This is a genomic window from Acidovorax sp. Root217 (genome assembly GCF_001428645.1).
Lineage (GTDB): Bacteria > Pseudomonadota > Gammaproteobacteria > Burkholderiales > Burkholderiaceae_C > Acidovorax.
This window is the reverse complement of sequence record NZ_LMIH01000041.1, coordinates 349,737-374,723: the sequence shown is the minus strand read 5'-3', so window position 1 is coordinate 374,723 and position 24,987 is coordinate 349,737. Positions and strand designations below refer to the sequence as shown.

The 24,987-nt window shown below is 67.2% G+C and carries 21 protein-coding genes and 1 tRNA gene; 6 read left to right on the top strand and 16 right to left on the bottom strand.

The features are described 5' to 3' along the window. Positions 1-238: 238 nt before the first annotated feature. On the bottom strand, positions 239-1,003 hold the full coding sequence (locus ASE31_RS28200) for a 2OG-Fe dioxygenase family protein (protein WP_057206063.1): 765 nt from the start codon (positions 1,001-1,003) through the stop codon (positions 239-241). A gap of 136 nt (positions 1,004-1,139) precedes the next feature. Continuing rightward, positions 1,140-4,025 (bottom strand): EAL domain-containing protein, encoded by a 2,886-nt coding sequence (locus ASE31_RS33045; protein ID WP_304439142.1) that lies wholly within the window; start codon positions 4,023-4,025, stop codon positions 1,140-1,142. Between the two features lie 241 nt (positions 4,026-4,266). Here ASE31_RS33045 and ASE31_RS28190 point away from each other — a divergent pair, with 241 nt between their 5' ends. Further along, entirely contained in the window at positions 4,267-4,635 is a 369-nt protein-coding gene (locus ASE31_RS28190) for a PilZ domain-containing protein (protein ID WP_057206061.1), read from the top strand. Between the two features lie 36 nt (positions 4,636-4,671). Here ASE31_RS28190 and ASE31_RS28185 read toward each other — a convergent pair whose 3' ends face one another. Together ASE31_RS28185 and ASE31_RS28180 are read right to left on the bottom strand one after the other, a co-directional pair. Next, on the bottom strand, positions 4,672-6,315 hold the full coding sequence (locus ASE31_RS28185) for a hypothetical protein (RefSeq protein WP_057206060.1): 1,644 nt from the start codon (positions 6,313-6,315) through the stop codon (positions 4,672-4,674). A gap of 168 nt (positions 6,316-6,483) precedes the next feature. After that, positions 6,484-8,175 (bottom strand): long-chain fatty acid--CoA ligase, encoded by a 1,692-nt coding sequence (locus ASE31_RS28180; protein WP_057206058.1) that lies wholly within the window; start codon positions 8,173-8,175, stop codon positions 6,484-6,486. Between the two features lie 424 nt (positions 8,176-8,599). On the opposite strand from ASE31_RS28180, the gene ASE31_RS28175 reads away from it, so the two are divergent. Continuing rightward, positions 8,600-9,976: a matrixin family metalloprotease gene (locus tag ASE31_RS28175; RefSeq protein WP_057206056.1), complete on the top strand. Its 1,377-nt coding sequence runs from the start codon at positions 8,600-8,602 to the stop codon at positions 9,974-9,976. A 58-nt stretch (positions 9,977-10,034) separates the two neighbouring features. Here the strand turns inward: ASE31_RS28175 and ASE31_RS28170 are convergent, their stop codons facing one another. After that, positions 10,035-10,856, bottom strand: a complete 822-nt coding sequence (locus ASE31_RS28170; RefSeq protein WP_235514791.1) for a hypothetical protein — start codon at positions 10,854-10,856, stop codon at positions 10,035-10,037. A 98-nt stretch (positions 10,857-10,954) separates the two neighbouring features. Here ASE31_RS28170 and ASE31_RS28165 point away from each other — a divergent pair, with 98 nt between their 5' ends. Together ASE31_RS28165 and ASE31_RS28160 are read left to right on the top strand one after the other, a co-directional pair. Then, positions 10,955-12,049 (top strand): helix-turn-helix transcriptional regulator, encoded by a 1,095-nt coding sequence (locus tag ASE31_RS28165; RefSeq protein ID WP_057206054.1) that lies wholly within the window; start codon positions 10,955-10,957, stop codon positions 12,047-12,049. Between the two features lie 286 nt (positions 12,050-12,335). Next, the gene (locus ASE31_RS28160; RefSeq protein ID WP_082604402.1) at positions 12,336-13,487 is read left to right on the top strand and encodes a helix-turn-helix transcriptional regulator; all 1,152 of its coding nucleotides are present in this window, start codon (positions 12,336-12,338) and stop codon (positions 13,485-13,487) included. 79 nt (positions 13,488-13,566) lie between these two features. On the opposite strand, the gene ASE31_RS28155 is transcribed toward ASE31_RS28160, so the two are convergent. From ASE31_RS28155 to tolB, 5 genes are all read right to left on the bottom strand, one after another. Then, positions 13,567-13,642, bottom strand: a tRNA-Lys gene (locus ASE31_RS28155). Positions 13,643-13,698: 56 nt separating this feature from the next. After that, a complete protein-coding gene (locus ASE31_RS28150) occupies positions 13,699-14,508 on the bottom strand; it encodes a ThiF family adenylyltransferase (RefSeq protein WP_057206246.1) in 810 nt (269 codons plus the stop codon). A 65-nt stretch (positions 14,509-14,573) separates the two neighbouring features. Further along, positions 14,574-15,368, bottom strand: a complete 795-nt coding sequence (ybgF, locus tag ASE31_RS28145) for a tol-pal system protein YbgF (protein ID WP_082604401.1) — start codon at positions 15,366-15,368, stop codon at positions 14,574-14,576. Further along, entirely contained in the window at positions 15,368-15,922 is a 555-nt protein-coding gene (gene pal, locus ASE31_RS28140) for a peptidoglycan-associated lipoprotein Pal (RefSeq protein WP_057206050.1), read from the bottom strand. The genes ybgF and pal overlap by 1 nt, the downstream gene beginning before the upstream one ends. A gap of 44 nt (positions 15,923-15,966) precedes the next feature. Next, positions 15,967-17,292, bottom strand: coding sequence for a Tol-Pal system beta propeller repeat protein TolB (tolB, locus tag ASE31_RS28135; RefSeq protein WP_057206048.1), 1,326 nt, complete (start codon positions 17,290-17,292; stop codon positions 15,967-15,969). Between the two features lie 186 nt (positions 17,293-17,478). Here tolB and msbA point away from each other — a divergent pair, with 186 nt between their 5' ends. Next, positions 17,479-19,305 carry a lipid A export permease/ATP-binding protein MsbA gene (gene msbA / locus ASE31_RS28130; protein WP_057206046.1) on the top strand — a complete coding sequence of 609 codons (1,827 nt, stop codon included), beginning with the start codon at positions 17,479-17,481 and terminating at the stop codon, positions 19,303-19,305. 48 nt (positions 19,306-19,353) lie between these two features. On the opposite strand, the gene ASE31_RS28125 is transcribed toward msbA, so the two are convergent. The 6 genes from ASE31_RS28125 to mltG form a co-directional block, all read right to left on the bottom strand. Next, positions 19,354-20,040, bottom strand: coding sequence for an ankyrin repeat domain-containing protein (locus tag ASE31_RS28125; RefSeq protein ID WP_057206045.1), 687 nt, complete (start codon positions 20,038-20,040; stop codon positions 19,354-19,356). Further along, on the bottom strand, positions 20,037-20,843 hold the full coding sequence (locus ASE31_RS28120; RefSeq protein WP_057206044.1) for a TatD family hydrolase: 807 nt from the start codon (positions 20,841-20,843) through the stop codon (positions 20,037-20,039). Before ASE31_RS28120 ends, ASE31_RS28125 begins: the two co-directional genes overlap by 4 nt. A 62-nt stretch (positions 20,844-20,905) precedes the next feature. Beyond that, entirely contained in the window at positions 20,906-21,265 is a 360-nt protein-coding gene (locus tag ASE31_RS28115) for a PilZ domain-containing protein (protein WP_057206042.1), read from the bottom strand. Between the two features lie 16 nt (positions 21,266-21,281). Continuing rightward, a complete protein-coding gene (locus tag ASE31_RS28110; RefSeq protein ID WP_057206040.1) occupies positions 21,282-22,292 on the bottom strand; it encodes a DNA polymerase in 1,011 nt (336 codons plus the stop codon). After that, the gene (gene tmk, locus ASE31_RS28105; RefSeq protein ID WP_057206038.1) at positions 22,289-22,972 is read right to left on the bottom strand and encodes a dTMP kinase; all 684 of its coding nucleotides are present in this window, start codon (positions 22,970-22,972) and stop codon (positions 22,289-22,291) included. Before tmk ends, ASE31_RS28110 begins: the two co-directional genes overlap by 4 nt. A gap of 53 nt (positions 22,973-23,025) precedes the next feature. Next, on the bottom strand, positions 23,026-24,015 hold the full coding sequence (gene mltG / locus ASE31_RS28100) for an endolytic transglycosylase MltG (RefSeq protein ID WP_057206036.1): 990 nt from the start codon (positions 24,013-24,015) through the stop codon (positions 23,026-23,028). Positions 24,016-24,061: 46 nt separating this feature from the next. Between mltG and ASE31_RS28095 the strand changes: the two genes are divergently transcribed. Next, positions 24,062-24,979 (top strand): folate-binding protein YgfZ, encoded by a 918-nt coding sequence (locus tag ASE31_RS28095; RefSeq protein WP_057206034.1) that lies wholly within the window; start codon positions 24,062-24,064, stop codon positions 24,977-24,979. Positions 24,980-24,987: the final 8 nt, after the last annotated feature.

Genomic DNA, 24,987 nt, shown 5'->3' with positions numbered 1-24,987 from the left:
CCGTGCTACAGCACTGTCTGCGGCTTCCCGCCTAGTTATACGATTGAATGCAAATCCGTATGAACCACCAATCCCCCGGTCCCGGGTGCCGCCTGCGATGCGATGAAGGACAGTGTGAACCCACACCATACATCGCATCTTGATGCGTATCAAACGGGGGGCGGTCGATCCAGCGATTTCTGCAGCAAGACGACGTCTTGTCCTACGCCCGTGCCCCCAACGACAAGGATGGTGACCCCTATCCCACCACGTCCGCCCCCTGGAACGCGCCGCGCCGGCAGGTGACCACCAGCGTGTCGCGGTAGCCGCCGGGGGCCACGGGCTGGATGGGGGTGGATTCGTGGATCATGCGCGCATCGTCCAGCAGCAGCAGAGACCAGGGCTCGGTGAGCGTGAAGCGCTGGCCGCCCGGGCCGTTGGCCTCGAACACCCGGGTCTCGCCGCCCTTGATGCCCTCGCGCCCCACCAGAAACACCGCCACCAGGTCCACGCCGTCGCGGTGCGCGCCTTCGGGCGTGGGCCGGCCGATGCCGCCTTCGGTGTCGATGCGGAACTGGTGCGCCTCCACGAACCAGGGCTGTGGCGCCTTGCCCTGTACGGCAAACACGGCGTCGGAGACGCGGGCCAGCGCAGCCAGCAGCTGCGACCACACGGGCAGCGCCACCGTGGCCGGCTCCATGGGCGCAAACCAGCGCTCCATGCCGCCGTGCAGGGCGTTGTATTCCACCGGCTGCCAGTGCGCGCGGTGCGGCACCTGCTGCGCCTGCCCATCCTGCACCATGAAGCAGGCGTGGCGCCGGCGGCGGTAGCGCCCGCCGTCCTTCAGGAAGTCGTCGGGCGGCAGGGCCGCCCAATCGGCGTTGAGTGCCAGCAGGTCAGAGAGCGGGCAACCCATCCAGGCCGCCACATCGGCGGGCGACAGCACGGCAAAGCCGGCGCTGCGCAGTTGATTCGCAGTCTCGGAGGGCGCGGTAAAAGGAGGTGAGAAAGTGACTTGTGCCATGGCCGCCGAGCATAAGGCTTAACGCAAGGGGCTGCCGAGCCCAGGCCACGCGCCGCAGTGCCGTGCAACCAAGGGGTGATGCAGGTCAAACGGCGCCAGCCCCGGCTGAAGGCCTGCCCTGACTCCCCAGGCGCTTTCACGGCTGCAAGGCCACCTGCTCCGCGATGCGCAGCAAGGCACTGGCCGGCGCCGGCCGACCGAACAGGTAGCCCTGCCAGTGCAGGCAGCCCACGCTGGCCAGCATGTCGCGCTGCTCGGGGGTTTCCACCCCTTCGGCAATCACGCCCAGGTCCAGGCTGTGGGCCAGGTTGACGATGGTGCGGGCGATGGCGGCGTCGTTGGGGTCGGTGAGCAGGTCGCGCACAAAGCTCTGGTCGATCTTGAGCTGGTCCAGCGGCAGGCGCTTGAGGTAGCTGAGCGACGAATAGCCCGTGCCGAAGTCGTCGAGCGAAAAGCGCACGCCCAGGGCGCGCAACGTGGTCATGCGGCGGATGATGTCTTCCACATCATCGAGCAGCAGCGACTCGGTCAGCTCCAGCTTCAGGCGCACCGGGTTGGCGCCTGTGCTCTTGAGGACCTCCACCACGTCTTCCACGAAGTGCGGGTGCCTGAACTGCAGCGCGCTCACGTTCACGGCCAGCGTCCAGTGGGCCGAGGCCGGGTTGCGCGCCCATTCCACCAACTGCAGGCAGGCTGCGCGCAGGATCCAGGCGCCCAGGGGCACGATGAGGCCGCAGGCCTCGGCCACGGGGATGAACTCGGCCGGCGACACCAGCCCGCGCTGCGGGTGCTCCCAGCGCAGCAGGGCCTCGGCCCCCACCAGGCCCTCCAACTGGCCGATCTGCGGCTGGTAGTGCAGCAGGAACTGGCCCTCGCGCAGCGCCTCGCGCAAGCCCGCCTCGAGCGCGGTGCGCGCCGTGACGGCGGCCTGGGTGCGGGGGTCGAAGAAGCGCAGGGTGTTGCGCCCCGCCCCCTTGGCCTGGTACATGGCCATGTCGCCGCGCTTGAGCAACTCGTCCACCGTGGTGTGCGGGTCGGCATACAAGGTCACGCCGATGCTGCACGAGCTGTGGTGCGCATGGCCGCCCAACTGGTAGCTTTGACCCAGCGCATGCAGCACCTTGCGGCCCACCATCTCGGCCTGCGAGGCCGCCTCGTGCGGCAGCGCGCTCAGGCCCTCCAGCAGCAGCACGAACTCGTCGCCACCCAGGCGCGCCACCGTGTCGCCGTTGCGCACGCAGCCACCCAGGCGCGCCGCCACCTGGCACAGCAGCTGGTCGCCGATCTCATGGCCCTGGGTGTCGTTCAGGTCCTTGAAGTTGTCCATGTCCACGAACAGCAGGGCGCCACCGGTGCCCGTGCGGGCGCTGGCCGCCAGGCTGTGCTGCAGCCGGTCGGCCATCAGCCGCCGGTTGGGCAGGCCGGTGAGCGGGTCGTAGAAGGCCAGCAGGCGGATCTCCTCCTCGGCCGCCTTGCGGCTGGAGATGTCGGTCTGCGTGCCCACGTAGTGCGTGATGGCGCCCTGCGCCGAACGCACCACGGTGACGGTGATCCAGGCCGGGTACACCTCGCCATCCTTGCGCCGGTTCCAGACCTCGCCCTGCCAGGAGCCCACCGACTGCAGCGTCTCCTGCATCGTCCGGTAAAAGGTCTGGTCGTGCCGGCCGGACTGCAGCAGCGCCGGGGTCTTGCCCACCAGTTCCTCCACCGGGTAGCCCGTGAGCCGCGCGTAGGAAGTGTTGGCCTGGATGATGCGCTGGTCGGGCCCGGTGACCACCATGCCCTCGAACGACTCGAACACGATGGCCGCGATCTGCAGCGATTCTTCGACCCCCCGGTGGTCGGTGATGTCGGTGGAAATGCCGCACAGCGCATGGATGCGGCCGTCGCTGTCGCGCAGCGGCATCTTCAACGACAGGTAGGTGCGCACCGAACCACCGTGGAAGGTATTGGTTTCCTCCACCTCGATGCGCTCGCCGCGCTCCAGCACCAGGCGGTCATTGGCCGTCAATTGGCGCACAGTCGCCTCGTCGAAGATCGCGCTGTCGTCCTGCCCGATCAGGCCGCCTGCGGCATCGGGAAGCAACGCCAGCATGTGCTGGTTGGCGTACTGGTAGCGGTGCTCGGCGTCCTTGATATAGATGAAGGCGCCCACGCTGTCGAGGATGGTGCGCAGCTTGTGCCCGCTGGTCCACGGGTGCCGGCTGCGCTCGCGCACACGGCGGCGGCGGCGCAGGAAGACCACCAGCAGCCCCAGCGCAACCGCCAGCAGCAATGCGCCAACGGCCCACAGCACCGGACGCCCCACGGTGTTGGCGGATGGCCGGCTGACCCAGCGGCGCATCACCTGCCCATACGCTGCGTCGGACCCATCGCGCCACTGCGCGGCCCGCTTGTCGATGGCGGCCAGCAGGTCGGGGTTGCGGTCCTTGCCGCTGGCGATGTACAGCCCCCCTGGCTGCAGCACGATGCCTGAATCGACCAGACCGTGGCCCGGCGCACGGGCACTGCCGAACAGGTGGCTGGTGATGGCCGCCTCGGCGTTCTTGCTGCCTACGGCGCTGAAGGCCTGGTCGGGCGAGTCCACCTCCACCACCATGACCTGCAGCCCATAGCGGCGCGTGAGGGCCATGAAATGGTCCTTCTGCACCGTGTCGCGCTGCACGGCCACGCGCTTGCCATCCAGGTCCAGCACCGACTGGATCGGCGAGGACGACTGGCGGTACACCTCGGACCAGGTGTCCACGATGGGTTGCGCGGTGAAATCGAACTGCGCCTCGCGCGCCGGCGTGCGCGGCACGTCGGGCACCAGGTCCAGGCGGCCGTTGTGCAGGTCATCCAGGCATGCACGCAACTCGCACGGCACATAGCGCACGGACCAGCGCTCGCGCTCGGCCACCAGGTTGAGCAGGTCCACAAAGATGCCCGCGGGCCGGCCATGCTGGTTCATGAACACGGTGGGCTCGTTGGCATACACCCCCACCCGCACCTCGCGCGCAGTCGCAGCAGTGCTGGCGCTCACCGGCAGCAGGCACCAAAAGGCACCCACCAGCCAGCCCGCCCATCGGCAATGCCACCGGAAAATGCGTGAACTCACGATCGGGAATCCCCACATTGGCCAAAAGCACCATGTTAACCAAAGGTTGCTTGTTTATCAAAACGTAACCAAAACAAAGCGTGCCGCCGAAAGCCTGCCCGAGATCTTTTTTTGCACAGGCCTGCAGACCTTGGGTTAGCATGCGTCAAACTCTTCGGAGACAGCCATGCCCCACGAACGCCGCCACTACGTCCGTGTCCAATTCGATGCCCCTGCGCTGCTCACCCTGGCAAGCAACGCCTTCAGTGTGCATGTGCAGGACCTGTCGCTCAAGGGAGCGCTGATTTCACTGCCTGCGCAGGCAGACGTGCGCGCCGGCATGCTGTGCCAGCTCACCATCCCGCTGCACGACACGGGCAACCACATCGGCATGTCCTGCGAGGTGGCGCACCTGGAGGGGCTGCACACCGGCCTGCTGTGCCGCTCCATCGACCTCGACAGCGTGACCCACCTGCGGCGCCTGATCGAGCTGCAGCTGGGCGACCCGGCGCTGCTGGAGCGCGATCTGGCAGAGCTGACGCACACTGCGCATTGAGGGATCTTCAAAGATTCTTCTTTTCTCACACCATATTCAAGACCGCGCCTGCATCGCGACAATCACCGCCGCATCGATGGCATCGGGCATCTCGGCCTGCCTTTGCTGTAGGTAGGCCAGCACGGACATCCCCTCCGGCCAGGGGTCATGCAGCTCCGGCCAGTTGCCCCACCCCCAGATCCGCCCGCGCGCCCATAGGTGGATGCCACGTCTGCAGGGCGCATGGGGGTCTGCACCGTTCTCCAGCAGTAGCGTTACCAGCGGCAGGCACAACGGCCGCAGCATGCTGCCGCGTACGCACAGCAGGCCTGCCACTGCCCCGAGCAGGCTCCCCACGTAGCAGGCCGAGGGCGGTGATTCACCCTCGTGCCGAGTCTCCAGGTCGTCCACCTGCAGCGACACCTCCATGGCCGCACTCACCCCACGATCCAGCACCCGGCGCAGCGTGTCGATCACAATCTGGCAGGCATTCGCATCCAGGCGCGAGGCGAGCTTGCCACTGGCATTGCTGGGCTCATACCAGTACACGGTCAGCAGCGGCTCCACTACTTCCTCCTGGAAGGCCTCGGGATTTTTCCAGTAGTCCACCCCAGCGCCAGCATCAAGCAGGTCATTCGCCAGGCGCAAATCCACCAGCGCTCCCGTGTAGTTGCGCATCACCATGCGCAGCGCAGGATATTCCCGCCAGAGCGGTGTTTCCAGATCCACCCCGGCCGCAGCCAACTGCGCCGGGGTCTGCGCATCCCGGTATCCCCTGCACATGCGGGTGAGCCGCTCCACGTCGCTCATCTGAGCAGGCGGAACCGAGCGCGCGCCACTGGTGGTCAGCACCTTGAGAACATCGGCCCGGTCTTCAAAGAACTCCACGCTGTGGAACAGCAGGCTGCCGGTTTCCTGCCCGGAGTGGTCGTCGACCAGCAGGGCATTCACGTCCACACCGGGTTGCGCCAATAGCCATTGGAGTAGTTTGGCATGCGTGCTCACCGGCCGCACCACGCGCTCCAGGCGCGACAGCTTGGGCAGATCCGCGCCAGATGCATGTAACAGGCCCGAGAGCATGGCTTCGCGCTGATTGCCGCCGCAGGCACCGATCAGATCGGCGACCTCGGCCGCCCAGGGCAGGCAGGCAGACCAGTCGACCTTGGCGTCGTGCAGGGCGCGCACCGATTTCACCAGGCCCGCGCGCAGGGCAAGCACCATGATGGGCACGCCATCGGCCGTGGCGTTGGGCGATGCACCGGCCTTGACCTCCTTGGCGAGTGCGCTGTCCTTGGCCTCCAGTACCAGCTCGTACAGGCGCTCGCCTTCGGACAGCACCGGCTTGGGAAACGCCTTGGCCGGGATGCGCTTGCCGGCGTGGTAGTACGTGGTGGACGATTCCCCGACCTGGCTGTTGAACACATGCACCCGAAGGTAGTCGGCGCCTGCGGCATGCCAGGCCAGTATCTGCGGTTTCTCGAGCGGATCGTGCGCGGATGTGTCGACCGTGCAGCGCAGCGTGGTGCCCAGCAGGGACGCACTCATCACCACGGGACCGTCCCAGTACTGGAAAATGCGCTCCAAAGGCTCGTGCAAGGCGCAACCAGGGGCTTGCATGGCAGCTTTCAGCAGGGCATGCAGCTGGGCCAGCGCAGCGGCGTCGGAGCCGGTGCAGGTGAAGCTATAGGTGTTGGCAGACATGGAACGGCGGGCGCACGATGGCGCCAGGAAGGCGGTGCACCAAGCCTACCAGCGCTTTGTGCCGCGATTGCGGTCTCTGGACGGCACTGGACAAATTGGCAAGTGCCAAGGCCTGCCAATGCCCAATGTTCAGTGAGCAATGGTCAAGTTGCCAGCGCCGTGCAGGCCTCAGGCCGCCTCCGCCTCCTGCAGATGCCGCCACATCACCTTGCCGCTGCCGCTCTTGGGCAAGGCATTCACGAACTGCACGATGCGCGGCACCTTGTACACCGCCATGTTCTCGCGGCACCAGTCGATGATCTGCTGCTCGGTCGTGTCCTGGTGCGAGGGGCGCAGCACCACCACGGCCTTGACGGTCTCGCCCCGGTAGGCGTCGCGTGCCGAGATGATGCAGGCCTCCTGGATGGCCGGGTGGCGGAACATCAGCGCCTCCACCTCGGCCGGCCAGACCTTGAAGCCGCTGGCATTGATCATGCGTTTGAGGCGGTCGGTGAGGAAGAAGTAGCCCTCCTCGTCCATGCGCCCCAGGTCGCCCGAGCGGAAGAAGCGCTTGCCCTCGAACTCGACGAAGGCGCTGGCCGTGGCGTCGGGCCGCTTCCAGTAGCCCTCGAACACCTCGGGGCCATGCATGATGATCTCGCCCTGCTCGCCCACGGCCACCTCCTGCAGCGTGTCGGGGTCTACCACGCGCGCATCGGTGCCCATGAAGGGGATGCCCAGGCACTGTTGCTTGGGGTGGTCGGGCGGGTTCGAATGCGATGGCGCGGCCGTCTCCGTCAGGCCATAGCCTTCGGTATAGCGCAGGCCATATTGCTCAAGCAGGCGCTGGGCCACGGCCTGCGGCATGGCCGCCCCGCCGCCGCCGATGTAGACCAGGCTGGAGAGGTCATAGCTGGCGAAGTTGGGGCTGTTGAGCAGGTCGATGACCATGGTCGGGATGTTGGTCCAGTTGGTCACCTTGTAGCGCGAGATCAGGCGCCCGGCCAGGTCCCGGTCCCAGCGGGGCATGACCACGATGGTGGCGGCGCAGTAGATGGAGGTGTGCAGCACGCTCACCATGCCGGTAATGTGGAACATGGGCACCACCGACAGGGTGACGTTGTCCGCCGAGCCAGAACCCCACAGCGCGCTGGCCACGGCGTTGTGCATGATGCTCTTGTGCAGGTGCATGCAGCCCTTGGGCAGGCCCGTGGTGCCGCTGGTGTAGGGCAGCAGCGCCAAGTCAGCGGGGCCCACCACCAGCGCAGGTGGCGCATCGCTGCAGGCCAGCGCCTCGGCAAAGGCGTGCACTGTGCCACCGTCGAGCGCAGGCAGCGCATGCTGCGTGCACAGCCACTCCTTCCATGCGTCGGGCGGGGCGTCGGCCCCCTGCACGTCGGCATCGAAGGCATCGGTGAAGTGCGTCACCACCAGGTGCGCCAAGCGCTCATTCGGTGCCAGGGCGTTGCTGGCCTTGGCCAGCTCGGGCGCCAGGTCGGCCGTAGTGAACGCCACCTTGGTATCGGGGTCGGTGATGTAGTGCTTGAGCTCCTCGGCCCGGTTCATGGGGTTGACCGGCACCACCACGGCATTGGCGCGCAGGATGGCAAAATGCGCCATCACCAGTTGCGGGCAGTTCTGCATGCACAGCACCACGCGGTCGCCGCGCTGCACACCCAGTTGCGCCAGCCGTGCGGCCAGCCGCTCGGCGCCCTCCACCAGGGCCCGATAGCTGAGCTGGCGGCCAAAGAACACCAGCGCCGTCTTGTCGGGGTAGCGCTGTGCGCTGATGGCCAGGTTGTCCCACAGCGACGTGGCGGGCAAGGTGATCGAATGGGGCAGCCGGCGGGGCCAGAAAGCGTAGTGGGGGCGTGTGGACATGGATGGAATGGGGAGAATGGTTTCTTTCCTTCAACGCCAGAGCCTAGGGGCCAGCCCCATCCGTGGCATTGGGGATGCCACTTAGGCGGGGTCGCGCAGGTGACGGCGCCGTCGACCATTTCCCTTGCCGAAGCCACTCCATGCGCTGACGCGGCGGCGCAAGGGAAATGCTGCCGAGCTAGGCCGGCATTCCTTCAATGGCCCGAACAGATATCGTGACATTGTGTTTTTCGTCACAGCGCAGCGGTCGCCTCGGTGATAAATTCTGTTTCGTGCTTGCAAATGCACGGGATATGCCCTTGCACCTGCAACCGCGGCCCGAAGGCAACCCCGCCGGGGCGGTGTGCCACTTCGGCGAGGCATTGTCCAAGGGCACTGGGCAGCCAGTTGCCACCATCCAACCGCCGAGACATTCGACACCACCATGGCCACCGTTTCCGACCTCCAGAACATCCGCTTCTCGGGCAACTACAAGGCCGATTCCCTGCTGGAAAACCCAGCCCCGTGGAATTTCATCCCCGATGGCCGCAAGGTGCTGTACTACACCTTCGACGTGAGCACGGGCAGCGTGGCTGATCGGGATTCGAGCACCACCCTGACCTCATTCAATTCCTCGCAGATGCAGGCAGCGCGCCAGATCATGGCGTATTCCAGCCAGGTCACGGGCATCACCTTCACCGAAGTGGGCAGTTCGTCCCAGGCAGACATCCACTTCGCGGCGACCAACCTGCAGGGCCGCACGACGGCGGGGCTGAACTCCTCGTTCTACAACTACAGCTTCACGGGGCCCGAACAGACGCTGACGTCGCTCAATGCCGAATCGGTGGTCTACCTGGATAACGTGGAGTTCGCGAGCATCAACAACACCCCCACGGCCGGCGGCCTGGGCTATGAGGTGCTGCTGCACGAGGTGGGCCATGCATTGGGTCTGGCGCACCCATTCGACTCCCCCCGCCCCCTGCCCACGGCCGAGGACAATACCAACAACACGGTGATGTCGTACACCGATGCTGGCCAGTACAAGACCACCTTCCAGGCCTATGACCTGTTGGCGCTGGACTGGATCTACGGCCGGGACGGCCTGGGCGGCACGTACGGGTTCAACTCGACCAGTGGCCCGACGCTGACCTTCCCCACGACGCCGACCACGCCCACGACACCCACCACCCCAACGACCCCGACCACACCCACGACGCCAACGGGCACAGCCGGTGCAGACACGTTCACCAGCACCAATGCCAATGAGACGTTCAACGGCCTGGGCGGCCTGGACACCCTGGTTGCCCGGGGCAACCGCGGCGACTACTCGCTGCAGCCCAAGAACGGTGGCGGCTGGACGCTGGGCGACGGGGTCCCCAGCCGCGACGGGGTGGATACCCTGCTGCAGATCGAGCGGGTCAAGTTCACGGATGGTTTTGTGGCGCTGGACCTGGACGGCGCTGCAGGCACGGCCGCACGCATGGTCGGTGCGCTGCTCGGCCCTGCCGGCCTGAACAACCGCAGCGTGGTCGGCATCGTGCTCAAGGCGGTGGACGCCGGCTCGACCCCCTTGCAGGTCGCGCAATTTGGCATCAATACACTGCTGGGGGCCTCGGCCACGCCAGAGCAGGTGGTGAGCCTGCTGTACGCCAATCTGGTGGGCGTCGCGGCCGATGCCAATACGGTCCAGTCGCTGGCGGCCGTCATCAAGTCGGGCGCCTACACCAATGCATCATTCGCAGTGGCTGCGGCCAACCTGGACCTGAATGCCGCGCACATCAATCTGGTCGGGCTCAGCAGCCAGGGGCTGGAATACATCTGAAGCACCTCGGCCCGGCCCGGTTCAGGCAGAACCGGGCCGTGACCGACGGGCCACCCCGTCATTGGCACTGCGCCAGGCGCGACAGCGAGGACAGATGGTCCAGACGCTGCAGCGGCGGGTTGGCCTGGGCCTGGTAGGCATAGACGCTGGGCTGGTCAGGCGTGGGCACGGCGGTGTCGGCACCAACGCAGATCGCCCCCTGGGCATAGCAGCGCACATGGAAAGCCGAGGCGGTGGACGTCATGGTCGGGGCGGTCAGCAGCTGTGGAAAGGTTTTTTCCGCCCAGTCGAGCACACAGTCCAGCGGCTGCGAGACGCCTGTGCCACCCAACCCGCGCAGAACATAAGCTGCATTCGGCATGAAAACGTTCAGTTGGGATCCGCGCGACCCTGGGCCCGACGGCACAAAGCGCACCAGCGCCGAGCAAACCGCCCCCGGCTGGAGCAAGGTGTTGCTGCAGCCATCCGATTCCGGGGGGATGGTGAAGTCGCTTGCAATGACCATTGCGCAACCGATCCCGGTACAGAGCGGTGACACGGCTGCGATGCTTGAGATCACCTTGCCCAATTGCACGGGAGATGGGCCGCGGTTGGCCACCCGCAGGGTTTGCGTGGCGGATGAATGCACAGCAACCTTGCCAAACTGGAAGTCCCCCACGGGTTCGATGATCTCCACCTGGGCATGGGCCGGCAGGCACGCCAGGCAGATCGCGCCCAGAGCAGCCAGAGAATTGCGGGAAAACAGGGTCCGTGTCACGTTGGTTCCTTGTGAGTGGGAATCGATGGAAGCGCCCGGTATGAGAACGTGTTGACGCTCGAAGCGTGGGCACAAGTATTCATGGCCATGCAAATTACCCGCGAACCTTTCGGCGCGCCCCACCCCGATGGGATGGGGTGTTGCAGGCAGCCCGCAGGCTGCGTTGACCGGGTGCCGGGCGGGTTCTAGATTGGCGGCCTTCCGTTTTTGTTTTCATCGCCATGCCCACCCCCTTCCGACCCGACCGCCACGCCCTTGCGCGCCTGCACCGCATGGCCAGCCTGGAGGCGGGTGGCATGCAGCTCATCGAGCCATTGCTGCAGGAGCTGCGCCGGGTGGTGGGCTTTGACTTCGGCTGCATGCTGTACCCCGGCAGCGATGGCGAGCTGATGAACTATGCGCAGGAGCCCATGCAGTCGGTGGCGCGGGATTACTTCGATGCACGCATCCTGCGCAGCGAGCGCCAGGTGCTGGTGCGCAGTCCACGCGATTTCGGCGAGGTAGTGCGCCACGAGCATGGCCCCAGGCTGATGCGCGAGCAGATGGCGGTGCCTCTCACAGAGCTGCTGCGCAGTGACTATTACGACGCGGTGATGCGGCCCACCGGCGCCAAGGACTACATGAGCCTGGTGCTGCGCACCGCGCAGGGTGTGGGCCTGGCTGTGATCCACCTTTTCCGCGATGCCTCGGCCCCGGACTTTACGCCGCAGGACGCGGCCCTGCTGGCCCGACTGGAGGCCCATCTGGCACGTGCGCAGCAGCAGGGCGAGCGCGATGCACAGGGCAGCGAGGTGCACAGCCAGGGGGTGCTGGTCGCCACGCCGCAGGGGCGGCTGATGTGGATCTCGCCCGAGGCCGAGGCGCTGATGCCCCTGGCTTTTGGCTGGCACTGGCGCCGTGGCGCCCAACTGCCTCCCGCGCTGCAGGAGCTGCTGCGGCGGCTCAACGCACAGCAACCCGGCGAGATGTCCCTGCCCGCGATGGAACTGTTCACGGCGCAGGGCTGGTTCTCGCTGCGCGCCACACACCTGACCCCAGCGCCGCAGGAGCGGCAGGACCGCCAGGCGGTGGCCCTGCACATCACGCGGCGCGTGGCGCGCGGGGTGCGGCTGCTGTCGGCACTGCAGACGCTGGGCCTGCCGCAGCGCCAGCACGAGCTGGCCTGGTGGCTGGCGCGCGGCCTGCCCGAATCACAGATCGCCCAGCGCATGGGCATCAGCCTCAACACCGCCGTGTACCACCGCCGCCAGCTCTACAACCGTCTGGGTGTGATGGGGCGAGACGAGCTTCTGGCGCAGATTGGCAGGAAAACGTGAATTCATTCACGAATGCGTGCCAAATCGCTCCGCCCACAAAAAAAGCTCCCCGGTGCCAGGCAGCAACAGGGGCTTTTGTATTGCAGGCAGTGCGCAGGAAAACCCCATCCGCTTGATGGCCGGGGCGTTCCTCGTGGGTTGCGCAGGCTAGCGGCCTGTGGCCCTGCGCACCCCACCCCCGGCAGATAGGGTGTTGCAGGGCGGTGCACCGGGGTATTGACCCAGCGCGGCACGGCTCCTAGATTCGGGTTCTCATCCCCACCACCGCTCCACCGGATCGCACAACATGCCCTCGCCCAGCTCCACCGGGCAAGCCATTGCACGCTTGCAGCACATGACCCGCATGGAGGTGAGCGGGCCATCCATGATCGGGCCGCTGCTGCAGGCGCTGCACGGGGTGATCGGCTTTGACTCCAGCGCGTACATGCACCCCGCAGACACGGGCGACCTGGCGGTGCACATGGAAGTGCCGACCGTCCAGGCAGTGGTGGCCGACTACTTTGATCCGCGCATCCTGCGCAGCGAGCGCCAGGTACTGGTGCGCAGTTCGCGCGACTTTGACGAGGCAGTGCGGTACGAGCAAGGGCCCCAGTTGCTCGGGCAATTGGTGCGGGTGCCCATGCCCGAGTTGGAGCGCAGCGATTTCTACAACGTGGTGATGCGGCCCATGGGGGCCACAGACTGCATGAGCCTGGTGCTGCGCACGCCGCGAGGGCAAGGAATAGGTGCGCTCAAGTTCTACCGCGAAGCGGGGTCGCCAGCTTTCGGGCCCGATGAGGTTGCGGCGCTCTCGCGGCTGGAGCCCTGCCTGGCGCACATCCTGCAGGATGATGCCCAAGCCAGCGCCAACGACAGCGAGGCGCACAGCCAGGGCATGCTCATCACCACACCCCAGGGGCGGTTGCTGTGGCTGTCGCCCGAGGCCGAGGCCCTGCTGCCCCTGGCCTTCGGCTGGCGCTGGCGGCGTGGTGCGGGGCTGCCCCAGGAATTGCAGGAACTGCTGCAACACATGCGCGCACAGCAACCCATAGGGCTGCCCACCAGGGAGGTGCGCACCGTGCATGGCGATTTTTCGGTGCGCGCCACTCCCATGAAGGCGGCCACCGGCATGGGCCAGGCCGTCGGGATTCACATCATGCAGCGCGTCCCGCGCGAGGCGCGCCTGCAAGCGTTTCTGCAGACCCAGAGTCTTTCGCAGCGCCAGCAGGAACTCGCGTACTGGCTCGCGCTCGACCTGCCGGAGTCGCAGATCGCCGTGCGCATGCACATCAGCGCCAACACCGTGGTCTACCACCGCCGCCAGCTCTACAACAGCCTGGGCCTGCAGGACCGGGGAGAATTGATGAGATGGCTGTCAGCGCAAGGCAGTGGCTGGCCCACGGAGTCAGCCCCGGCAGCGCTGCAGCAGGGCAACGCAGGCCAGCAAGCCTGTGGGTAGGGGCTGGGCTGAATTCCCAATGTGGGAACAAAAAGCAAAAAGCGCTACAGCCTTGAGAGCTGTAGCGCCTTGCGTATCCTGGTGGGACGTGCGGGGGTCGAACCCACGACAAACGGATTAAAAGTCCGCTGCTCTACCAACTGAGCTAACGTCCCATCATTGCAACTGCCGCACGCCCATCGCTGAACCTTGGCTGCTGCAAAGCCTAAGATTATAGCTTGGTTTTCAGGGGTTTCAGCGGACCTTGGGCCAGACGGTCGATCACCCAGCCCGCCGCGCACTGGCCGAAGGTCGCCGTCACAGCCACCACCGAGCCGTAGCCGTGGCAGTTGAGCGAGCCGTCGCCGCCCTCGATGGCGCACGAGGCGTCGGGCTGCGCCACGGCTTCGCGGCTGAAGACGCAGGTAATGCCGATCTTGCGGCCCTCGCGCGGGGCGCCATGGTGCTTGCGCAACTGGTAGCGCAGCTGGGCCAGCAAGGGGTCGTGCGTGGTGGCCGACAGGTCGTCGATGTCCACCTTGTGCGCCTGGCGCTTGCCGCCGGCCGCGCCCACACTGATGAACGCCTGGCCCGTGGCGCGGGCCCACACGGCCATGGCGGTCTTGGCCTTGATCTGGTCGCAGGCGTCGATCACCGCGTCCACCGGGTCGCTGCCCAGCAACTGGGGCCAGTTGCCAGGCTCCACGAACTCGTCAATGCAGCGCACATCGCATTCAGGGTTGATCAGCGCGATGCGGTCGCGCATGGCTTCGATCTTGGCCTGCCCCACCGTGGTGGACAGGGCGTGGATCTGGCGATTGATGTTGGACTCGGAGACATGGTCCAGGTCCACCAGCGTGAGGCGCGAGACCCCGCTGCGGGCCAGCGCTTCAGCAGACCAGGAGCCCACGCCGCCGATGCCCACCACCACCACATGCGAGGCGCGAATGCGCCTGGCACCCTCCACCCCATACAGGCGCTCAAGGCCGCCAAAGCGCCGCTGCGTAACCTCGTCGGTCGCATCATCGGCAAAAGGAACCATGGGCACGGGAGCGGTTTCGCTCCCGACCAGCAGTTCCTTGACCTCGGGCGTTGGGTCCGCGGTGCTCACTTCATCCGCGCCAGGCGTTCCTTGGCGGCCATGGCCGCTTCGGACTGGGGATAGGCCCGGGCCAGATCTTCCAGCGTCTTGCGCGCGGCCTTGGCGTCCTTCAATTCCACCTGGCAGTTGGCGATCGACAGGGCAGCCTCCGGCGCACGCGCGTGCGTGGGCGCCTCGGCCAGCAGGGCCTTGAAGTTGTTGATGGCCTCCTTGTAGTCGCGCGCGGCGTACTGGCCATTGCCCAGCCAGAAGCGGGCCGACGGCACATAGCCGCTGCGCGGGTACTGGCGGATCAGGTTGCCGAAGGCCTGGTTGGACTCGGGGAACTTGCCCGCGCGAAAGATGGCCAGCGCAGCTTCGAAGTCCTTCTTCTCGGCGGCGTCGGCCTGGAACTCCAGGCCATCCACCGTGACCTTGATGGGCTCGAACTGGCGCAGGCGCTCGTCCACCCCTTGGGCAATGTCCTTCTGGCGACGCTGCAGCTCGGACACTTCGCGTGTCAACTGCTCGTTCTGACCCTGCAGGCGGGCGTTCTCGCTGCGCAGGGTCTCGATCTGGGTCTGCAGCTCCAGCAGGCCTCGGCGCAACTGGGCGGTGTCCTCGTTGGCACGGCGCAGTTCGTCGGCTGTGCGCTGCTGGGCTTGCTGCATGGCGTCCACGCGCTGGCGCACTTCGAGGATGGCGCGGCGCGCCTCCCCGTCCTCGAAGATGGCTGCGTGCGCACCTGGCAGCGCCACACAGGCCAGCGCAAAGCCTGCGGCCACGGACCGCAGGGGTTGGGAAAGGCTGAATCCGGGCATCAACGGTACGACAGCTCGGCGCGGCGGTTCTGCGCGTGCGCGTCTTCACTGTTGCCAGGGGCGGCAGGCTTTTCCTTGCCGAAGCTCACGGCTTCGACCTGGGAATCCGGCACGCCCAGCAGGCCCAGCGAACGGCGCACGGCTTCGGCGCGCTTCTGGCCCAGGGCCAGGTTGTACTCGCGGCCACCGCGGTCATCGGTGTGGCCTTCGATCATGACCTTGCGGCCGGAGTTGGCCTTGATGAAGCGCGAATGGGCTTCGAGCAGCGACTGGAACTCGGACTTGATGACGTAGCTGTCGTAGTCGAAGTAGACGATGCGTGCCACGCCCACAGGGCCTTGCGCATTGGCGCCAGAGCCGGTCAGGTCCAGGGGGGCGACGGTGCTCTGGCCGGTGTTGCCCGTGTTGGCACCGCCTGGGTTGGTACCCATGGTCGAGCTGGCGCCCTTGTCTTCCACCGGCACATCGTCGAGCTTGACGCCAGAGCTGCAGCCGGCCACGAGGGCGGTGACGGTAAGGGCAAGGGTAAAACGCTTGAGTTTGCTGCTGATCATCCAAAATTCTCCTGGAAACTAGATTGTGAAAAGTGCTGAAAAGTTCATTGCTTCTGGAACGGGCCCCAATCGGGCTCGCGGATGTCTCCAGGCTGGCCAGCCAGGCGTGCCTTGATTTTTCCGTCCAACGTGGTGGTCATGAGCGCCTCGCGGCCCTGCTGCTGCGTGGCATACACGATGAGGCGGCTGTTGGGCGCAAAGCTGGGGTTCTCGTCGGCCGAGGTGTCGGTGATGGCGGTGACGGTGCCTGAGGCCAAGTCCATCACGTGCAGTTTGAAGGCCCCGCCCACCCGGGAAATGTAGGCCAACCACTTGCCATCGGGGCTGATGCTGGGCGAGATGTTGTAGGACCCCGTGAAGGTCACTCGTTCGGCACTGCCGCCGCCCGCGGGCACGCGGTAGACCTGGGGGGCACCGCCCCGGTCGCTCACGAAGTAGATGCTGCGGCCGTCGGCAGAGAACATGGGTTCGGTGTCGATGCCGGGGCTTTGCATCAGGCGCTTGGGCTCGCCGCCATTGGCGTCGATCAGGTACAGCTGCGAGCCGCCATCGCGGCTCAGCGTCACGGCCAGATTGCGGCCGTCGGGTGACCATGCCGGCGCGCTGTTGGAGCCGCGAAAGTTGGCCACCAGCCGGCGCTGGGCCGAGGCGACCTGGTGGACATACACCACGGGCTTGCGCGACTCGAACGACACGTAGGCGATCTGCCCGCCCGAGGGCGACCAGGCCGGGGAGATGATGGGCTCGGGGCTCGACAGGGCCGATTGCGCATTTTCGCCATCGGCATCGGCCACCCACAGGCTGTAGCGGCTACCGGTCTTGGTGACGTAGACGATGCGGGTGGAGAAGACCCCGCGCTCGCCCGTGAGCTTTTCGTAGACGAAGTCGGCAATGCGGTGCGCCACCAGCCGCAGGTCGGCCTGTGACACGGCGAAGCTCTGGCCGCCCAGGTCCTGGCCCTTGACCACGTCCCACAGCCGAAAGCGCACCTCGTAGCGGCCGTCGGGTGTGCGCGTCACGCTGCCGGTCACCAGCGAATCGGCCGTCTTCTGGCGCCACAGGGCCACATCGGGGCGCGAGGTCTCGTCGAGCACCACGCCCGCAGTGTCTACCGCGCGGAACTGGCCGCTGCGCTCCAGATCGGCCTGCACGATGGCGCCGATCTTCTGCGGGGCCTGCGCTTCGCCACGGAAGGGGGCGATGGCAATCGGCAGTTGGGTCAGGCCCACGCCCGTGACTTCCACGCGGAACTGCGCGAGGGCGGGCAAGGAGGCAGTGGAGGCAAGCGCGGCCAGAACCTGGCGGCGCATGGGACGCGGCAGGGCCGCTTGGAGGGAGGTGTTGGAGTTGGTGTTGTGATCTGTGGTCATTGGCAGCCGCAGTAGCCGAACAAATGCCGGTTGGCAGCGCCAATGTTACACACTGGAGAAGATGCGCTGTGACAAACTGTGCAGGGGCTCATGGTCAATCGCCGCACTGCAGCACGAACATGCGCGAGAGATGCCCTCTCGCGTGCCAGGGGACATCCCGCAGGGGCGCCTTAGAATCCGCTGCACATGCAAGCCACCGATCCGAGCGCCACGGGCCCCGCTGCGCCGCCCGCCCCCCCTGCCCCCACCCTCACCGCCCGCCTGGCGCGGCTTTCCGTGTATTTCGGCAACCAGCGGCTGGCCTGGGGCCTGGCCATCGCGGCGACCCTGGTGGGTGCCGCCACGGAGCCCCTGATCCCCGCGCTGCTGCAGCCCCTGCTGGACCGCGGCTTCACCCAGGGCAACCTGCCGCTGTGGGCAGTGCCCCTGGCCATCATGGGGGTGTTCCTGGTGCGCGGTCTGGCGCAGTTCGTGGGGCAGTACGCGCTGGCGCGCATCGCCAACGAGGGCATGCTGCTGCTGCGCCGTGCGCTGTTCGACCGCGTGCTGGCGGCCGAGATGGGGCTGTTCTCGCGCCAGTCGGCCAGCGCACTGTCGAACACCGTGGTCTACGAGGTGCAGACAGGGGCCACGCTGCTGGTGCAGGCCCTGCTGGGCCTGTCGCGCGACGGCTTCACGCTGCTCGCGCTGCTGGGCTACCTGCTGTACCTGAACTGGCAGCTCACGCTGATCGTGGCGGTGGTGGTGCCGGGCGTGGCCTGGATCATGAAGACCCTGTCCAAGCGCCTGTACACCCTGACCAAGAGCAGCCAGCAGGCCACCGATGAGCTGGCCTATGTGGTCGAAGAGAACGTGCTGGCCCACCGCATGGTGCGCCTGCACGGCGCGCAAGAGGGCCAATCGAAGCGCTTCGCAGGCCTGAGCCAGAGCCTGCGCGGCCTGGCCATCAAGTCCACCATCGCCTCGGCCGCGATGACGCCACTCACGCAGCTGCTGGCCGCCGCCGCGCTGTCGGTGGTGATCTGCATTGCGCTGTGGCAAAGCCGCGGCACGCTGAACGCCAAGGACGTGACCGTGGGCGGCTTCGTCTCGTTCATCACCGCCATGCTGATGCTGATCGCCCCCATCCGCCGCCTGGCGGACGTGGCCAACCCCATTACGCGCGGCGTGGCGGCGCTGGAGCGCGGCCTGGCCCTGCTGGGCGACACAGGGGCAGAGCAAGGGGGCAGCTACCGCACGGAGCGGGCCCAGGGCGCGCTGGAGCTGCGCGATGTGTCCGTATCGTTCGGCCCCGACAACGCGCCGGCCCTGGACGGCGTAAGCCTCAGCGTGGCACCCGGCGAGATCGTGGCGCTGGTCGGCCCCTCGGGTGCGGGCAAGACCACGCTGGTGAACCTGCTGCCGCGCTTTATCGCCACCTCGTCGGGCGCCGTGCTGCTCGATGGCCACCCCGTGCAGGAATGGGACCTCGCCGCGCTTCGCACCCAGATCGCCATGGTCAGCCAAGACGTGGTGATGTTCAACGACACCATTGCCGCCAACGTGGCGCTGGGCCATGCGGTGGACGATGGCAAGGTGCTGGCCTGCCTGGCCGCCGCCAACCTGGCGGACCACGTGGCATCGCTCGCGCAGGGCATCCACACCGTGGTGGGGCACAACGCCACCCAGCTCTCGGGCGGGCAACGCCAGCGCCTGGCGATTGCACGCGCGCTCTACAAGGACGCGCCCATCCTCATCCTGGACGAGGCCACCTCGGCGCTGGACACGGAATCCGAACGCCTGGTTCAGGACGCGCTGAACCGGCTGATGCAGGGGCGCACCACGCTGGTGATCGCCCACCGCCTGTCCACCATCGAGCATGCGGACCGCGTGGTGGTGATGGAGCAGGGCCGCATCGCCGAGCAAGGCACGCACGCCCAACTCGTGGCCGCAGGCGGCCTGTATGCGCGCTTGCAGAGCCGGCCTGCCACGGCCGCAAGGCCCACCTTAGCCGAAGCGCCAGCGGCGGACTGACGACCGACGGCCGGCCCTGGCTTCAGGCCAGAGGCCGTGTCCTGCGCATCACCACTTGCCCGCGTTGGGCTGGCGGCGGCGGATGGCCGTGGCGATCTTCTCGGCCGCTTCGGTGCGGCTCACGCGCATCGCGAAGTCCACGGCCGTCAGGCCCAGCTGGTTCTTGAGCGTGGGGTCGGCCCCCTCGTTGAGCAGCAGTTGCACGGCATCGTTGGAGCCGTACTGCGCGGCCATCATCAGCGGCGTGGTGCCGTTGGGCGACGTCGCGTCGATGTAGGCATGATTCTCCAGCAGCATGCCGATGATGCGCACGTGCTCCTGCTTGATGCCCGAGGCGGCATAGTGCAGCGGCGCCCAGCCTTCCTTGTTCACATCGGCATCGCGCGCCATGAGGGCCTTGACGGCGTCGACGTTGCCCTTGAGCGCGGCCATCATCAACGGGCTTTCGTCCTGCTGGTTGCGGGTCTCCACCTTCAGGCGCCGGTTGGCGATGAGGGCGGCAAACACCTTGAGCGACTCGGCCTGGATCGCCAGTGTCAGCCCCACCTGCCCCTTCGGGTCGCGGATGTTGGGGTCGAACCCGCGGCGCAGCAGGTTGTTGACGGTGTCGGCGTCGTCGCGCTCCACGGCAGAAAAGAAGTCCTCGTAGGCACCCGCCCAGGCGGTAGCGGCACCGGTGGCCAGTGCCAGGGCGCCCAACAGCGCCGTGCGGCGGCGCAGCGTGTGGCTCGTCATGCGTTCACTCCCTTGAACAAGGTCTCGAAATTGCGGCTGGTGGCCTCGGCCACCTCCTCCACGGCGATGCCGCGGGTCAGAGCCACCTGCCTGGCCACATGGGGCACGTAGGCAGGGCTGTTGGTCTTGCCCCGGTAGGGCACGGGGGCCAGGTAGGGGCTGTCGGTCTCGATCAGCATGCGGTCCAGCGGCACGAAGGCCACCACGTCGCGCAGCTCCTGCGCCGTCTTGAAGGTGATGATGCCCGAGAAGGAAATGTAGTACCCGAGGTCCAGCGCCGCCCGCGCCACCTGCATGGACTCGGTGAAGCAGTGGAACACGCCGCCCGCCAGGTTGCCCGCGCCGTCCTCGCCCTCTTCCTTGAGGATGGCCAGCGTGTCGTCCGACGCGCTGCGCGTGTGGATCACCAGCGGCTTGGCGCAGCCGCGCGCGGCGCGGATGTGGGTGCGAAAGCGCTCGCGCTGCCACTCCAGGTCGGCAATGCTGCGCCCGCCCTTGCGGTCTTCCATGCCGTAGTAGTCGAGGCCCGTCTCGCCGATGGCCACCACGCGCGGCAGGGCGGCGCGGTCGAGCAGGTCCTTCACCGAGGGCTCGGTCACGCCCTCATTGTCGGGGTGCACGCCCACCGTGCTCCAGAAGTTGCCGTGCGCCAGCGCCAGGGCATGCACATCGCCGAACTCCTCCATGGTGGTGCAGATGCACAGGGCCCGGTCCACCGAGGCCTCGGCCATGGCCTGGCGGATGGCCGGGAGCTGGTCGACCAGCCCGGGATAGGTAAGGTGGCAATGCGAATCAACGAACATGTGGTTTCAAAATGGAAAAAGCCGACCAGCCTGCGCGGGTCGGCATGGGGTGCGACAAGCTCTCAGATCGTCTGGGTGGGACGGTCCGAACCCAGCGAAGTTCCCAGCAGTTCCTCGATCTTGAGCTTGAGCTGGCGCGACTTCTCGTCCTTGGGGAACTGGATGCCCACACCCTGCGTGCGGTTGCCGGCGGCGCGGGCGGGGGTGACCCAGGCCACGCGGCCAGCCACGGGGTAGCGCTGGGTGTCGTCGGGCAAGGTCAGCAGCACATACACATCGTCGCCGAGTTTGTAGTCACGCTGGGTGGGCACAAAAATGCCCCCTTCGACGAAAAAGGGAATATAGGCCGCATACAGAGCCGCCTTTTCCTTGATGGCCAGCTGCATGACGCTGGGACGGGGGGCGGTGGATGGACTGCTCATGGTGGGTGGGACGGCTTCAGTGCCTGGAGTGTAGGGTGTTTCGCGCCTGGGCGACAAGCGCCTCCAGCATGAGGCCGGCATTGAAGGGGTGGTCAGCGGTGCGCGCGGCCTTGGCCAGCGCCTTGGACCAGCGCGTCAACGGGCCCAGCGGCGGTGGCTTGGGCAGGTCGGCCGGGGCAAAGTAGCGCGGCGCGGCGCCCACGCTGGCGGCCAGCAGGTCATGGCAGAGCTTTTGCAGTGCATCGATCACCTGCGCGGGTGACCAGTCGCCCAGCGCCGTGGCGTCGCCACGCGCCACGGCCTGCGGCAGCAAAGCCCAGGCCTGCGGGCTGCGGCCCGAGCGGGCCAGGGCCAGCGCATCGTCGGGCCGCCCGCCTGCGGCACGCAGAAAGGCCGGCGCCGCATCGGCGGCAATGCCCTGCCCCTTGAGCCAGGCCAGCATCTCGGCCTCGGCCGGCCAGACCATGGTGTGGCCCAGGCAGCGGCTGCGGATGGTGGGCAGCAACTGGTGCGCGGCCTCGCTGGCCAGCACGAAACGCACGTCGCCCGGCGGCTCCTCCAGCGTCTTGAGCAGGGCGTTGGCCGTGATGTGGTTCATCTGCTCGGCGGGGTACACCAGCACCGCCTTGCCACGCCCGCGCGCCGAGGTGCGCTGCGAGAACTCCACCGCATCGCGCATGGCCTCCACGCGGATCTCGCGGCTGGCCTTGCGCTTCTTGTCGTCGATGTCGGCCTGCGCCTTCTCCGACAGCGGCCAGCCCAGGGCCATCATCTGCACCTCGGGCATCAGCACGCACAGGTCGGCATGCGTGCGCACCTCGATGGCATGGCAGCTGCCGCACTGGCCGCAGGCGCCATCGGCCGTGGGCCGGTCGCACAGCCAGGCACGCACCATCTCCAGGCCCAGGGCGTACTGGCCCAGGCCCGAGGGGCCCTGCAGCAGCCAGGCATGGCCGCGCTGGCCGAGCAAGGTGCTGCGCTGCGCGGCGATCCAGGGTGCCAGCGGGGTGGTGGTGGCGTCGCTCATGCCAGGTCCTTCGGCGTGGGCACCATGATGGACAGCCAGCCCTTGCGCACGAACACGCTGGTCAGCTGCTGCCAGACACGGTGGCGGTCCAGCGCGGCATCAAGCCGGGCAAAGCGCGCGGGCTCCACGACGGCCCGGTCGGCATAGCCCTGTGCCACGCGGCGAAAGAACTCCACGGGCTGCGCCTCGAAGCGGTCGGGCACGCGGGCGCCGGCCAGGCGCTCGGCCGCCACCTCGGGCGCCAGATCAAACCAGACGGTCAGGTCCGGGTTGCGCAAGGTGCCAGCGCCGGCCCCTGGCACGAGACCGCCCTGGGCCATGCGCTCCAGCGTGGACAGGGTCATGAGGTCGAAGCCCCGCCCCGCCCCCTGGTAGGCAAAGGTGGCATCGGTGAAGCGGTCGCACAGCACCACATCGCCCCGGGCAAGGGCCGGTTCGATCACATTGCACAGGTGGTCGCGGCGGGCGGCAAAGATCAGCAGCGACTCGGTCAGCGGGTCCATGGCGTCGTTCAGCACCATCTCGCGCAGCTTTTCGGCCAGCGGCGTGCCGCCGGGCTCGCGGCTCACCGTCACCGTGCGGCCTTGCGAGCGGAATGCCGAGGCCAGCCCTTCGATGTGCGAGGACTTGCCGGCACCGTCGATGCCTTCAAAGGTGATGAAGAGGCCGGGTCGTGACATGAAAACCTTTGTCCAGAGTATGCAGGCGGGAGAGCATGGCGCGCTGAGGCAGCCTACTGCTGCCCGCGCTGGTAGCGGTTGACGGCACGGTTGTGCTCGTCCAGCGAGGCGCTGAAGTGGCTGGTGCCGTCGCCCTTGGCCACGAAGTACAGCGCCTTGGTGCGCTCGGGCTGCACGGCGGCCAGCAGCGAGGCCTTGCCGGGCATGGCAATCGGGGTCGGGGGCAGGCCGCCTCGGGTGTAGGTGTTCCAGGGCGTATCGGCCAGCAGGTCGCGCCGGCGCAGGTTGCCATCGAACTTCTCGCCCAGGCCGTAGATCACCGTGGGGTCGGTCTGCAGCAGCATGCCGGTGCGCAGGCGATTCACGAACACGCCGGCGATCTGTGCGCGGTCGCTGGCGCGGCCGGTTTCCTTCTCGACGATGCTGGCCAGGACCAGCGCCTCATCGGCGGACTTGAGCGGTGTGTCGGCCGAGCGCTGGCTCCAGGCGGCTTCAAGCTTGCGGTCCATGGCGTGCAGGGCGCGGCGCAGCACCGCCAGGTCGCTCGATCCCTTGGCGTAGGTGTAGGTGTCCGGGAAGAAGCGGCCCTCGGGCGCCACGCCGGGGCGGCCCAGCTGCGCCATCAGCGCCTCGTCGGTCAGGCCCTTGGAGTCGGGCTTGATCTGGTCGTCATTGGCCAGGGCCTGGCGCACCTGGCGGAAGTTCCAGCCCTCCACCAGCGTCAGCGCGCGCAGCGCCTCCTCGCCACGCACCAGCTTGGCCAGCAGGCTGCGCGGCGTGGTACCGAGCGGGATCTCGTAGTTGCCGGCCTTGATCATGCGGTCCTGCCCCGAAAATCGGAACCAGGCATAGAGCAGTTGCGCATCGGTGCGCACACCGGCGGCCACCACGTCGCGGGCCACGCCGCGAGGCGTGGTGCCGGGCTCGATGGCCAGCTCCAGCGGCTCGTTGCCAACCATGGGCAGGGGCTGGTGCAGCCACCAGAAGGCGGCTCCACCTGCGGCGATCACGATCACCAAGAGAAAAACCAGTAAGCGTCGCACAACCCTGCTGCCTGTAGATAAAGGGAGCGGGCATCATAATTCAGCCATGACCCAGCTTCCCCTGAATGGCATTGCCCCTCTGTCGCACCTTGGCGTGATCCGCGTGGAAGGCGAAGACGCCGCCAAGTTCCTCCACGGCCAGCTCACGCAGGACTATGCCCTGCTGGGCTTGGGCGAGGCGCGGCTGTCGGCTTTTCTCTCGGCCAAGGGCCGCATGCAGGCCAGCATGATCGGCTTCAAGCGCAGCCCGACCGAGGTGCTGCTACTGATCAGCCAGGACCTGCTGGCCACCACGCTCAAGCGCCTGTCGATGTTCGTGATGCGCGCCAAGGCCAAACTGACCGATGCGTCCGCGGACTTCGCCCTGTATGGCCTGGCGGGCGACACCGTCGTCGCCGTGGCCGGCAGCACGGCCCCGGCCTGGACCAAGGCAGACTTTGGCTCCGCCAGCGTGATCCACCTCTACCCTGCTGCCGGTCAGCCGCGCGCCCTGTGGGTGGCGCCCTCCTCCGAACCCGCTCCGGCAGGTCCTGCGCTCGACCCTGCCCTGTGGCAGTGGAGCGAGGTGCAAAGCGGCGTACCTACCTTGACCCAGCCGTTGTTCGAGGCGTTCGTGCCGCAGATGCTCAATTACGAGTCGGTCGGTGGCGTGAACTTCAAGAAGGGCTGCTACCCCGGCCAGGAGGTGGTGGCGCGCAGCCAGTTCCGCGGCACGCTCAAGCGGCGGGGGTACATCGCGCATGCCGGCAGTGCGGTGGCGGTGGGGGCGGAGGTGTTTGCGGCTAGTGATCTGGAGCAACCTTGCGGGACGGTGGTGCAGGTGGCTGCTGCACCTGGTGGGGGTTTTGACCTGATTCTCTCGATGCAGATTTCTGCGGCTGACAGTCCACTGCAGGTGGGTGCTCCGGAAGGGGTGGCGCTCACACTGCAGCCGTTGCCTTACGCTTTGCTTGACGATATCTGATCAGTTTG